At 42.2% G+C, this 14,095-nt stretch carries 8 protein-coding genes; 7 read left to right on the forward strand and 1 reads right to left on the reverse strand.

Annotation, left to right across the window (positions count from 1 at the left end; all coding sequences use genetic code 11):
• The first annotated feature begins 112 nt into the window (after window positions 1-112).
• The 6 genes from AABK40_RS20070 (at window position 113) to AABK40_RS20095 (ending at window position 8,528) form a co-directional block, all read left to right on the forward strand.
• Window positions 113-2,173 (forward strand): beta-N-acetylhexosaminidase, encoded by a 2,061-nt coding sequence (locus AABK40_RS20070; RefSeq protein WP_338398911.1) that lies wholly within the window; start codon window positions 113-115, stop codon window positions 2,171-2,173.
• Between the two features lie 276 nt (window positions 2,174-2,449).
• Entirely contained in the window at window positions 2,450-3,823 is a 1,374-nt protein-coding gene (locus AABK40_RS20075; RefSeq protein WP_332920134.1) for an NAD-dependent succinate-semialdehyde dehydrogenase, read from the forward strand.
• A 79-nt stretch (window positions 3,824-3,902) separates the two neighbouring features.
• Complete coding sequence (locus AABK40_RS20080) at window positions 3,903-4,493, forward strand: LysE family transporter (RefSeq protein WP_332920347.1); 591 nt, start codon at window positions 3,903-3,905, stop codon at window positions 4,491-4,493.
• A 519-nt stretch (window positions 4,494-5,012) separates the two neighbouring features.
• Complete coding sequence (locus AABK40_RS20085) at window positions 5,013-7,136, forward strand: nitrite/sulfite reductase (RefSeq protein ID WP_338398912.1); 2,124 nt, start codon at window positions 5,013-5,015, stop codon at window positions 7,134-7,136.
• Window positions 7,136-7,933, forward strand: coding sequence for a uroporphyrinogen-III C-methyltransferase (gene cobA, locus AABK40_RS20090; RefSeq protein ID WP_338398913.1), 798 nt, complete (start codon window positions 7,136-7,138; stop codon window positions 7,931-7,933). Before AABK40_RS20085 ends, cobA begins: the two co-directional genes overlap by 1 nt.
• 7 nt (window positions 7,934-7,940) lie before the next feature.
• Window positions 7,941-8,528, forward strand: coding sequence for a precorrin-2 dehydrogenase/sirohydrochlorin ferrochelatase family protein (locus AABK40_RS20095; RefSeq protein ID WP_332920137.1), 588 nt, complete (start codon window positions 7,941-7,943; stop codon window positions 8,526-8,528).
• Window positions 8,529-8,561: 33 nt separating this feature from the next.
• Here the strand turns inward: AABK40_RS20095 and AABK40_RS20100 are convergent, their stop codons facing one another.
• Complete coding sequence (locus AABK40_RS20100) at window positions 8,562-10,256, reverse strand: PAS domain-containing sensor histidine kinase (RefSeq protein WP_338398914.1); 1,695 nt, start codon at window positions 10,254-10,256, stop codon at window positions 8,562-8,564.
• Window positions 10,257-10,914: 658 nt separating this feature from the next.
• Here AABK40_RS20100 and AABK40_RS20105 point away from each other — a divergent pair.
• The gene (locus AABK40_RS20105; RefSeq protein ID WP_338398915.1) at window positions 10,915-14,058 is read left to right on the forward strand and encodes a SusC/RagA family TonB-linked outer membrane protein; all 3,144 of its coding nucleotides are present in this window, start codon (window positions 10,915-10,917) and stop codon (window positions 14,056-14,058) included.
• Window positions 14,059-14,095: the final 37 nt, after the last annotated feature.

Below are 14,095 nucleotides of genomic sequence, written 5' to 3' on the forward strand. Positions count from 1 at the left end.
TTTTATTTTCTATAGCAGGCATTTATTTATAATTTATGCTTAATTATTGGGCTATATTTTTTATTTTTGTTAAAAATAAGAAGCTCTTTTTTTAGAAAATAAAAATTATCACATGCGACAGTTTTTTCTCCTCCTATTGCTCATCGCCTTGGTGCCCTATATCGGCCTATCGAAAAATGCCCCAGTCGATGTTATGCCATTACCACAAAGTGTAAAAATTGACCAGGGACAGTACCGATTGGAACAGTCTTTCAAAATTGCCATTAATGGTGGTGGAGAACGACTTTCAAAAGCAACGACCCATTTCCTCAGAGGTCTTGATCACCGTACAGGACTTTGGTTTCCCCAGCAGTTTGTCCGTCAGGCTACCGCCGATGCCGCCTTTCCCATGCAAGTGAACGTACAGCGCACAGGTACCCTTGAAGTAGGAGAGGATGAAAGCTACACGCTCGAAATTACGCCTTCAAAGGTAATATTGACCGCCCCAACAGATTTGGGAGCCATGCACGGGCTTACCACTTTGAGCCAGTTGGTGAAATCTGATGCCAACGGCTATTATTTTCAGGCCATGACGGTTGAAGATGCGCCAAGGTTTGTATGGAGAGGGCTGATGATTGATGCCGCCCGCCATTTTATGCCGATGGATGTCATCAAGAGGAATATCGACGGAATGGCCTTTGTGAAAATGAATGTGATGCACTTTCACCTATCGGATAATCAGGCCTGGAGAATTGAAAGCAAGAAATTCCCACAGCTTACGGCAAAGGCTTCCGATGGGGAGTTTTATACACAACAGCAGATCAAAGAGATTATTCAATACGCTGCAGATCGCGGAATTCGTGTGATGCCTGAGTTTGATGTTCCTGGTCACGCCACGGCAATTCTGGAGGCTTTCCCATCATTGGGCTCTGACCAAAACGCCACCGCTTATCAGCGGGAGGTAAATGCGGGTATTTTTGACCCAACCCTTGACCCTACCAATAAAGCGACCTATAAATTTCTGAATACTCTTTTTACTGAAATGGCCGCGCTATTTCCTGATCCTTATTTCCATATTGGTGGTGATGAAAATGAAGGGCACCACTGGACACACAACCCCTCAATTCAGGCTTTTATGGCAAAAAATAACATCAAGGATAATCATGCCTTGCAAGCTTATTTTAACCTGAAAGTGGAGAAGATCCTTCAAAAGAATAACAAGAAAATGATGGGTTGGGAAGAAATTCAGAATCCAGAAATTCCGACAACTGCGGTAATCCATTCCTGGAGAGGAGAAAACGAAGGCAAAGGACCAGGAGAGAGTTTGGTAACGGCGGTACAGGCAGGTTACCCAACGGTGTTGTCGAACGGTTTTTATTTGGATTTATTATTTTCTGCGGAAGATCATTACAATACTTATGTGATGCCAAAGCAGCTGACTTCGCAGAAAGAGAAGGATTTGATTCTTGGTGGTGAAGCAACCATGTGGTCGGAGCTTGTAACAGCTACAACACAGGAGAGTCGTGTATGGCCAAGAACAGCCGCAGTGGCGGAGCGTTTATGGTCTGCGGCAGATGTTCGCGATGTACGGGACATGTACCGACGATTGGATATCGTGAGTCATCAGCTGGAAATTGAAGGCCTTCAGCATATTAAATCACGTGAAGGAATTATTCGATTGTTGGCCAATGGGCAGGAAACGAACGCTTTGCATACTTTGGTGCGGGTGTCCGAGCCAATGAAAGGCTATACCCGAAATCCTATGGGGACGATGTACAACAGCTATTTTTCATTCCAGAAATTTGCCGATGCCTGTGCTGCCGATGCGCCAGATGCATTGAAGTTTAAATTTTTGGTACAGGACTTTAAAGCAGGTAAACTTGATAAGTTGCAGGACATCAAAGATATGCTTCAACTGTGGCAGGCTAACGATGCCAAGTTGCAGCAAGTAATTGCACATTCTCCTATGCTAAAAGAAGTAAGTGGCTTGTCGGCGCAATTGTCTGAAGTAGCAACGATTGGCTTACAGGGCATTGATCCAGAATTTGAACGGTCAGCGGACTGGTTGAATCAGGCAGCGAAAACATTGCACCATGCACGTCAGCAGGGTGGTCGTTGTGAGCTTCAGGTGATCAATCCAATTGCTCAGCTGATCGGACTTTCTGAGCAACAAATCTCCGAAGTAGCAGGCTAAGCACCTCAGATTTTTAAAAATATTGAAGCCCTCCGTTGTAGACACAGCGGGGGGCTTTGTTGTTATATGACCAAAAGAAAAAGAAAAGCAGGATACAATTTGTTGTAAGGTGGTGATTGGTGGCTGTTTAGGGATGTTCAGCCATCAAATCGTGTAATATTTAGTGAAATTCAACTCAAAATTTAAACTGCTTGCTTACCTTTAGGGGTTCTTTTGAAAAACCGACGAAGATCACACTGAGGGCGGACAAAAAGCACGAACAAACAAAAAATTAAGATGTCAGATATACTTCAAAGCATAAATCCATATACAGGGGAGGTACTTGCAACTTTCCCAAAATTGAATGAAGAAGCCATAGATAACGCCATTGACCAAAGTGCAAAGGCCTTTAAAGAATGGTCTGTAACGGGGATCGATCAGCGTTGCGAGGTAACGAAGGCATTGGCGAAGTTATTGACAGAGAATAAGCGTTCTTTGGCAGAGATGATTACCCGTGAAATGGGCAAGCCGATTTCGGAATCTTTGGCAGAGGTGGACAAGTGTATCTTGCTGGTCAATTATTTTGCGGAGCAGGCACCAACAATCCTTCAGCCTAAAAAACTACCTTCAGACTTTGACCAAAGTTACCTGAGGTATGACCCTATTGGTACCATTGTGGCTGTGATGCCCTGGAATTTTCCGCTTTGGCAGGTGATTCGTTTTGCCGTACCAACCATGCTTGCAGGAAATGCAGTCATGCTTAAACATGCTTCTAATGTATTGGGCTGTGGCGAATTTATTCAGCAGCTTTTTCAGGCTGCGGGTTATCCGTTGGGTAGCTTTCGACATTTATTGATTGATTCAAGCCAGGTTGAGCAGGTGATTGCCCACCCTCAGGTACAGGGCGTAACGCTCACCGGAAGTGGAAATGCGGGAAAAGCCGTGGCGCAGCTTGCAGGAAAGTACCTGAAAAAATGTGTCCTTGAACTTGGGGGATCCGATGCCCTGACGATTACAGAAACCGCAGATCTGGATACAGCGACAGATCGTGCATTTAGAAGCCGAATGATGAACAGTGGGCAAACTTGTATTGCCGCTAAGCGATTCATTGTGCACGCCTCCATTGAAGAACAGGTGATTGAAAAACTGAAAGCGCTTAATGAAAGCTGGCGTATTGGCGACCCGATGGACGAGGAAACCCAGATGAGCGTGATGTCACGGACAGATTTGGTGGATACCGTAGAGGAACAGCTGGACAAGCTGATAGAACAGGGTGCCGAACTTGTTTTTGGTGGGAACCGAAAAGACAATCATTTCGAGCCCACTTTGCTGCGTAATATTACGACTGACATGTTGCCTTTCCACGATGAGATTTTTGGCCCTGTGGGCGTCATTGTTACTTATGAAACGGAAGCTGAAATGGTTGAGCTGATCAATGGGGTTCCGTTTGGTTTGGGCTCCTCCTTCTGGACCCAGGATGAAGCGCAGGCAGAGCGGGTTATTCCACAGATTCAGGCAGGTGCTTTGGCCATCAACGAAATGGTGAAGTCAAGTCCAAAAATGCCTTTTGGAGGCGTAAAGGAATCAGGTTTCGGCAGGGAAATGGGCGCCGAAGGAATGCTTGAGTTTACCAATATGAAAACGGTAATTATTAACGGTTTCAAAAAATAATAGACTCCCATTTAATTTTTTGAAAGGGGGGAAGGACTTTTCTTTTTGACGAATGATACAATCAATAATCGCATTATTTATGGGTTTCGGAGGCTCCTTTGTTGGAGCAATTCCTCTGGGACCCATTAATATGTCTATTTTAAAAGCCAGCGCACAGCGCGATATTCAGTCTGCCAAGCAAATGTGTTTTGGAGCGGCCACCGTTGAACTTCTTTTTGGAAGTGTCGCCTTATTAATCGGGGCCATGTTTATTCATTACCTTGATGCCCACCCCATTATCCGGGGAATCATTGGCGGTATTTTGGTATTGATCGGCCTGGTGGTACTGCTACTCAAACCCAAATCCTCCGACAAAGAAAGCTATTGGGCGAAATTTCCCGCCTATTTCCGTGGGATTATCGTGGCATTACTCAATCCACAGGCTATCCCTTATTGGGTGCTGATCTTTACACTGCACCCTCTGACACAACATCAGGAGGCGCAGCATTATATAACATTGGCCTTATTCCTGATCGGGGTATTTTGTGGGAAGTACGCCATTCTCCGCTCATATTCCGTCATTGGGATGAAATACAGCGACCGGCTGATGGGGCACCAGCGGAAATTAAATGCCATACTTGGGATCATTTTCATTTTTATTGGTTTGATGCAGGTGCGTTTTCTCTTCTGATTTATTGGCGGGTGAGGATCTTACTGCCATTTTCGATTTAGAAAAAGCGGGATTTATCGGCGGAACGTGTGGACAAAAATTATCGACCTCGCTTTCCTGCTACCTCATAGTTGAATAAAAATCAGTAGAAATTACATTAAAATGATGATAAGAATTCGCAGGAAATGTTGTGTGATTTACAACATTTCCACCTATGTTTGCATCCAGTAAAACAAAAGCAGAAAAAATCATGGCTTATCCCAATCAATATTTGGGATATTGATTCCTATTTTATACATTTAATATCGTAAAACATCAGAATATCATGAACGCAGTCCCGTTTAATCTTTATTTATTCTTTGCCAAGCAAGCAGGTGATAACAATTGTTGTTGCATGTGCGGGACAGGTGTGCTTTGTTGTCAATGTGAAAGTTAGTTTTATACTCACATATCATCCTTAAAGCGCGCCTTCTTAGTTTTCTGAGAAGGTTTTTTTATACCCAATCCATTCTAAACAACACCTAAATAACAATAACCATCATGCAAAGCTTCAGATCAGAACTTGAAAGTATCGAGAATCCGATTGTTCAACAGGATATTATCGATCTTGCAGATAAAATTCAACTTCACAAAGAGGGAAAAATTGACGACGATAAATTCCGTAGCCTTCGTTTGGCTCGGGGAGTATATGGGCAGCGCCAGGCAGGCGTACAGATGATCCGAATTAAAATTCCTTTCGGCCGCATGAGTAGCCACCAAATGGTTCATATTGCAAATTTGTCTGAAGAATACGGAAGTGGCAACCTTCATGCTACCACCCGTCAGGATATTCAGCTTCACTATGTTTCCCTCGACAGAACCCCTGAATTATGGGCCAAGCTGGAGCAGGATGATATCACGCTTCGCGAAGCTTGTGGAAACACCGTTCGAAATATCACGGGATCTGCTTATGCGGGTATCGACCCTAACGAGCCATTTGATGTATCTCCATACGCCTATGCAATGTTCAAATATTTGTTGCGTAGTCCTTTCTGTCAGGAAATGGGCCGAAAGTTCAAGATTTCTTTCAGTTCAAGTGAAGATGATTCCGCATTATCTTTTATTCATGACCTTGGATTTATTCCTAAGGTGAAAGTGATTGATGGTAAAGAAGTTCGTGGTTTTAAAGTCCTGCTCGGTGGTGGTTTAGGTGCACAGCCAAGCATGGCGGAGCCAATTCTTGAGTTCCTGGAAGAAGATCGTCTGATTCCATTTTCGGAGTCTATCATTCGCGTTTTTGACCGTTGGGGAGAGCGTAACCGAAGAATGAAAGCCCGTTTTAAGTTTTTGCTGAAAGATTTGGGTGCAACAGAAATTCTTCGTCTGGCGAAAGAGGAAGAAAAAGCATTGCCGCATCAGGTGTTGCCTGTTGATCTTGATGATTATCAGCAAGCACCTATTCCTGAGGCGATTTTCCCTGAAGAGGTTCAAGGAGATTTGGCAAAATATGAATTGTGGAAGCAGGTGAATGTTAAGCCACAAAAACAGGCGGGTTATTTTTCTGTCGCAGTAAAATTGCAAAATGGGGACCTCAAAGCCGAGCGTGCAAGGTTGTTTGCTGCGGCCGTGAAAAAGTTTGCCGCTGATGATATCCGTGTAACGATCAATCAAGGGTATGTGCTTCGTTTTGTTCAGGAAGAGAATATTCCTGCGCTTTACAATGCGTTGTCCCTATTGGATTTGGCCGCTGCGGGTTTCAATACCCTTGCTGATATTACTGCATGTCCTGGTACTGATTCTTGTAATTTGGCCATCAGCAACAGTACGCACATTGCGCGTGTGTTAGAAAATGTGGTGGTTAACGAGTATCCTGAATATGTGAAGGATGAGTCGCTTTCTATCAAAATTTCGGGTTGTCCGAATGCTTGTGGGCAGCACACCATTGCTTCTATTGGTATTCATGGTTCAAGCCTTAAAAATCGTGAAAACAAAAAAATTCTTCCAGCTTTACAGTTGCTTATTGGCGGTGGAATTGGAAAAGACGGGCAAGGTTATTTAGGGGAAAAGGTGATCAAAATTCCTTCAAAAAGAGGGCCTGAGGCTTTGAGAATGCTTTTGAATGATTTCGAAACACATCAGCAAGAGGGCGAATACTATTTTAATTATTACCTGCGTCAGGGTAAAGATTATTTCTTCAACCTGCTGAAACCTTTGGCTAACCTGTCAACACTCATTCCTGATGATTATATGGATTGGGGTTATGAGCAGGATTTTAAAGTGGAAACGGAAGTTGGCGAGTGTGCAGGGGTGATTGTTGATTTAGTAGCGACCTTGCTTTTTGAAGTGGAAGAAAAAATGATTTCTGCCTCAAATACACTGAAAGGCAGGGCTTTTGCAGATAGTATTTATCATTCTTATGCCGCGCTTGTGAATTTGGCCAAAGCGATGCTGATTACCAAAGAGGTGAAGGCAAGCAACCAGATTAAAGTTTTGCAGGCATTTGATGAGCATTTTATTTCTAATGGGGAGTTGGCCATCAATGGCGTTTCTTCCTACGAAGATTTCGTTTTGTCGATCAATAAAAATGAACCGACCGAAGCCTTTGCGGAGCAATTTCACGCAGATGCGCAGGCGGTGATTGACCAGGTGAAAGCATACTATCAAAAGCAAGAAGCATCAGTTTAATGAAAAATTTGAAGCAGGAGAAGTGCCCGCAACTCACCTTGGTGGGGGCGGGACCGGGGGACCCAGAATTGATCACACTTAAAGGAGTAAAGGCGATCGCTAATGCCGATTGCATTCTTTATGATGCCTTGGTAAATCCCGAGCTCTTGCAGCATGCCCCCGCAAATGTGCCCAAAATTTTTGTCGGGAAACGTGTTGGTCAGCATTCTGCCAAGCAGGAGGAGATCAATAGGATGATTGTGCATTATGCACACCTGTGGGGTAATGTGGTACGACTCAAAGGGGGCGATCCCTTTGTGTTCGGTCGTGGTCAGGAAGAAATTGATTATGCAAAGTCGCATGGTTTATTGACTTCGCTGGTGCCAGGATTGAGCAGTGCCTTGTCAGTACCTGCATCCGCTGGCATTCCATTAACAGAACGCGGGGTATCGCAAAGTTTCTGGGTAATTACAGGGATGTTGCGGACCGGGGAAATTTCCAGAGATATTGAACTTGCCGCTCAATCCTCTGCTACGGTGGTGGTTTTGATGGGCATGACAAAAATCGAGGAAATCAGCGGGGTGTTTTGTCGCCATGGGCGTTCGGATCTTGATGTGGCCATCATTCAAAATGGTACAGCGCAAGGGGAGCGGTCAATCATTGGCAAAGCACATAATATTGCGCAGTTAGCACGGGATCACCAATTCGCCTCTCCAGCAATTATTGTTTTTGGAGGGGTAAGTAAAAGGCTGAATGCCAATATGCTGACGGCGGTTAAAAAAGAAACATACGCCATACAGGCAGAGGCATTATCTTAACACAAATATGAATAACAGCGGAAATCCATTATTCCCAATTTTTGTAAAAATTGATCAGATCAATATTTTGGTTGTTGGTGGTGGTTATGTCGGGACGGAAAAAGTGACGGCGCTATTGAACAATGATCCTGATGCGCACATCACGGTGGTGGCCAGGGAAATTTGTCAGGAGCTGAAGAGCTTGGTGGCCAATAAACCTAAGATCAGACTTTTGGAGCGCCCCTTCATGTATGATGATCTGACGGGCCGGGATTTATTGTTTTTGGCAACGGACAATCATGAACTGCATATTGAAATTAAGGCGGAGGCACAGAAAAGGCACCTGCTGACCAATGTGGCAGATACGCCCGCAATTTGTGATTTCTATCTTGGCTCAACGGTAAAAAAAGGGGATCTGAAAATTGGGATTTCTACCAATGGAAAATCGCCAACATTGGCAAAGCGCATTAAAGAATATTTGAATGAGGCACTTCCCGATAATACCCAGTCGCTTTTGGATAATTTAAAATCCATCAGAGACCGACTGAAGGGGGATATGGAAGCGAAAATCAAAGCTTTGGATGCCGTTACGGAAGGTTGGCTAAAAGATAAATAATGATAAAAAAGGGCAGTGGTTCACTGCCCTTTTTTATGCTTCAATCCACACATTATGTAGTGGCGCGGTTTGCTTATCTGGTTGTCGGGGAAGGTCGATAAAAAAGGAGGTGCCTGATTGCTCGTGAAAAATCATTCTTATTTGTCCTTTATGTAATTCGACAAGATGCTTTACCAGTGTCAGCCCGACGCCTGTGCCTTTGATCTGATCGGTATTCGTTGCCCGGAAGAAGGGCTTGAAAAGTTTGTCCCTTTGATGTTCAGGAATCCCCATACCGAAATCTCGGACCTCAACTGATAGGGTATCATTTTTTTCCGTAATAAAAATTCGTGGAGCCACCGCTCCAGGAGAATATTTATAGGCATTGGAGATCAGGTTTGAAAATGCCTGCCGCAACAAAGTGATGTCAAACAGCCATTCGATGTTTTCATTTTCGGTGACGATCTGAATCTCTCTGTTATGAAAATCCAGCATGGCATATTGTTCACAGATTTGGCTGATCATTTCCACAATATTGTATTTGCCAGGAGTAAATTTAATTTTTCTGGATTCATGCTGGTGGAGCGTCAGGATGCTTTCCATAAATTCTGTCAGCTGATCAATATTGGAATAGATTTGCGTCCACCTGCCCGCGATCATGCTTTTCACTTCTTCCCGCTGCTCTGAAGAAAGCTGCTGAATAAACTGACTCGCCGTTTTAATCACCGTCAGGGGAGTTCGAAATTGATGGGAAATCATCGATACAAATTGCCTTTGACTTTCATTCAGCTGCCTTTCCTTTTCCAGAGCCTGTGTAACTTTCTGCTGAAGGAATTTTCGTTTGGTGACATCTTGAGCAATAGCATCTATCCTCACCACCTTGCCAGCTTCTATCACTTCAAATTCTGTGATTTTTATCCATTGCACAGAATTATTACGCTGCACTTTGGCCTCAAAGGTATGTTCGTCTGACGCCTTTTTCTGTGGGAGAATATTATCTTTAAGGTGTTGCGCAATATTTTCTGTAGTGTATTCCTCTCCAAATACCGCTTGTGGGTGGTCGCTGGCAAAAAGAATCACCTCGGATACATCCCTTGAAAAAACATAAAATTCTTCACTGATGGTGTCCATCAGATTTTCAAGCTGATTTTTATATTGCTCAATCTCTTTTCGGTGCCGAACCTCCTTATGCTGCTTATTGATAAAGTTGATTTTAAAAAACAGGGTGATCGGAATCGTGATCACCGCACCTGTGATAAAACTCATCGTCATCCGGTATTCCCGCTCCTCTGCAGATAACTGAATCACCATACTCGGGAAAAGCACCGAAACAACGATCAGTATCAAGACAGAAACCAGGAGCAAGCTGACGGTCGTGGTCAGGAAACGTTTTTCTGTAAACTGAATGATACAGATAATCATAAAAAGAATCGCAAAGGAAGCTGATCCTGTAATTCCACCTGTTTTAAACCATAAATAGGCCAAGGCAGTAATGATTCCGCTCACCATGATCAGCAAACTTTTTCTATAGGCATTCGCAAATCTTGACAGATAATAGTTAAAGCCAAAAAGAACAACCAATCCCATATATAGCACATTGAGCAGCATCACCTGGTTAAATATGACATTAATAGCGACCATCACTAAGCAAATAAGCACCAGGATGCCGTTCATGGCATTCAGTCCTCTATTTTCGAAGGTTAGCTTATGGGGAGCTCCAAGGAGTTTGATGAGAATAAGGTTAAACATAAAAGTTGTTGGGCTGTATTACAAAGCTTGATTTGTAGGGGCATTAAGAAAAATATTTCGCTTATTATAACGAAAAATGAGCAGCCTACTGCCATTATTACATCAGTTATTTACTATTAATCAGTTGGATTATTTAATTATTCTGAGAATATCAGCCTGTTACGCGCGTAATGAGGGGTTTTGCCAAAAACGAAGCCGGTAATATTTGAGCTAAATTTTTTTATCACCCCTATTTATGTAGATAATTTATTTAATTAGCCCCTAAAATCTGTGTTTTTTTAAAATAAAGCCTTATTTATAATTGGTGGGGGCGAAAAATACGCCCCTTTACTGTTTCAAAAGATCAATTAAAGAACCGAAACGTATCATTTGAAATGACACAATAGCCGAAAATCCATGATTTTGCTCATCTTAAATTCACGGAATGCTATTTAAATAATGATGCATGAGGGTGTAATTGTGTAAAACGCAATATTAATCACTTTTTTCACAAGCTTTTTGAAATTAGTGCCTATTACAATGCTAAAATTAGAAAAAGACGATAATTATTAATAAAAACGTTTTTTATTTAATATCTTCTTTATACATTAGAGTAAGCAGAAGAAAAACTTACATTTTTTTAATGCTTAACTTACTTTATTTACCAATTTTTTACCACATGAAACACATTAACCTATTAATGGCAGTAGCTCTACTGCTATGCGTTACCACTGTGTCTTGGGCTCAGAGCCTGACAATTTCAGGTACAGTATCTTCCTCCGATGATGGCATGCCTATTCCTGGAGCGAATGTGATTATTAAAGGTAGTACAACGGGTACTGCTACAAATGTTGACGGTCAATACTCTATCACCGTTCCAGGTGAGTCTTCAGTATTGGTTTTTTCTTTTGTCGGTTATGCAGATAAAGAAGTTACCGTCGGAAATCAAAGCACTATTTCTGTAAGGTTAAATGCTGATGTTGCCGAACTTAATGAGGTTGTGGTAACAGCATTTGGTATGGAAAGAGAAACCAAAGCCTTAGGTTACTCAGTGCAGGAAGTTAAAGGTGAGGATCTGGCTGTTGCCAAAGAGCCAAACGTAATTAACAACATTTCTGGTAAAATTGCCGGGGTTCAGATCACCAAAACGGCTGCAGGGGCCGGAGGGTCTTCAAGGGTAGTCATTCGTGGAAACAGTTCCCTCACTGGATCTAATCAGCCTTTGTATATTGTTGATGGGGTGCCAATTGATAACTCATCATTCTATTCTGCACAAGGTTCCTATTGGGATGGTGGTGTAGATTACGGTGATGGTATTGGGGATCTGAATGCAGATGATATTGAATCATTGTCTGTATTGAAAGGGCCTGCTGCTGCTGCTTTATATGGTTCTCGTGCTGGTGGTGGTGTGATCGTTATTACCACCAAAGGAGGCAAAAAATCCGATAAAATCAGCGTAGAATATAATGGTAATTTCACTTTTGAAAAGCCATTAATTATGCCGAGTTTCCAAAACCAATATGGTGTTGGACGTGATGGCGAGGTTCCTTCAGTAGATAATGTAAGGAAAGAAGCTTATGCACAATCGAGCTGGGGAGCAAAAACAATGGGACAGTCTTACACTGATTGGACAGGAGAGACCTCTACATACACCGCACAGCCAAACAACGTGTCTGATTTCTTTCAGACTGGTTCTACAATGACCAACTCTATTGCCATCTCTGGCGGTTCGGAAACAGCTGATTTCCGCGTTTCTTATGCCAACTTACAAAACCAAGGATTAATTCCATCTTCTGAATATAACAGAAATAACCTTGGCTTAAGAGGTAGATTAAAAAGCAACAAATTTACGTTTGATACAAAAATCAATTATATCAATGTAAAGGGAGAAAATCGTGCTTATATGGCAGAAACGATGGAGAATCCGATGTTTACCTTCATCAATATGCCAAGAACGGTTCGTAACCAAGATTTGAAAGCAAATTATCTTCGAAATGGTGAGCATTACAACTTTACTCAAAGTGCATTTGTATTTAATCCATATTTCTCGATTAATCATGCACCTAACTGGGATGAAAAAAACCGTGTAATCGGATATGGTTCGATAAAGTATGATGTGACAGAGAAATTATCTGTGCAGGTACGCCATGCGGCAGATATGTGGAGTCATGAGCGTTACAGAACAGCACCAAAAGGAGCTGAAGGTACCGTTTACCATGCACCAGGGCGTTTGTTGAAGGATCAATTTATGGTAAGTGAGCAAAATACTGATTTTTTGGTGAACTATAAAGAATCGTTCGCTAATGAGTTGGAATTGAATTTACTCGCTGGGGGTAATTTATTAAAGCAAAACGTGAAGCATAACCTGACAGCAGCTAATGCTTTATTGGAAAAAGACTGGTATAGTTTTAATAATGCTGATGGCGGTACTGCAACTACAGAAAACTTGACGCAAAAAGAGGTGCAATCAATCTATGCCCAATTAAGCTTGGCTTATAAAAACATGTTGTTTTTAGACGCAACGGCAAGAAATGATTGGTCGTCTGCTTTGCCAACCCATACAAGTGGTTACTTTTATCCATCATTCACAGGTGCTTTTGCTTTCAGTGAAATGTTAGACCTTGATCCTTCAGGTTTCACCTTTGGTAAAGTTCGTGCATCATGGGCGCAGGTGGGTAGAGATACTGATCCTTACGCACAGACCCTTAATTATTCAGTGATTACACAGGATGTCATTAATGGTCAGCCAGCAGGTTCAATAGGCTCAATAAACAATCGTGGTGATGATGCATTTGTTGGTCTTGTTGACCCTAACATCGCTCCTGAGCGTACAACAGCAATTGAATTTGGAACAGACTTGAAATTTTTGAATAACCGATTGGGCTTAGATATTACCTATTATAATGCAATTACAGTTGACCAGGTAATTCCAGTGTCCTTACCTTATTCATCTGGTGCGCATTCTGTGGTAATTAACCAAGGTTCAATGCGAAACAAAGGTATTGAGTTATTACTTACCGCTCAGATTGTTGAGGATTTGAATGGTTTTAGTTGGAATGCTGGTCTGAACTTTACTAAAAATGTCAATGTTTTGGAAGAGCTCTATGAGGAAGAAGGATTGACACAAATTCTTTTAAATCAATCAGCTCGTGGAGAGGCTGCTATTTTTGCCGAATTGGGTAAAGCTTACGGTGAAATCAAAGGGCCAAAACTTCAAAGATCAAATGATGGCCTTCCAATGGTGGATGGTTCTGGTAACTTGATGTTGGAAGTAGATGATACAGGGAACACTTATCAGTCATTAGGAAATATTACCCCAGATTACCTATTGGGACTTTCAAACTCTTTCGCTTATAAAAACTTCCTTTTGAATGTGGTATTAGACGCGAAAGTTGGTGGTGATATGTTCTCCTATACAAATTATGCGCTGCACCAAAATGGTAACCACCAAACAACGGCTGAACAACGAAATGCTGGTGGGGTAAGTGTTGTTAATGAAAATGGCGTAGAAACGATGATGGATACGCAAGAGTATTATCGTCAAGTTGGAGAAAATAAAGTTGCTGATGACTTTGTGAAGGATGCTACTTATGTGAAGCTTCGTGAAGTGAGCTTTGGCTTTAAATTCCCAAAAACGTGGACAGAGAAAATTCATGTTGGTGATGCAAGCATCTCTTTAGTAGGTAGAAACCTTGCCTTCCTTTACAATGGATTGGATGGTATTGACCCTGAGTCTATTGTTTCTCGTGGGATGCTTGGAGTAGAGTATGCTTCCTTACCATCTACCGCAAGCTATGGTGTTAACTTGAATGTAAAATTTTAAGTTTCCCCGATCTCTGATAGTTATTATTTTTAAAGAC

Origin of the sequence: Persicobacter psychrovividus, from assembly GCF_036492425.1 — a bacterium.
Taxonomy (GTDB): Bacteria; Bacteroidota; Bacteroidia; order Cytophagales; family Cyclobacteriaceae; genus Persicobacter; species Persicobacter psychrovividus.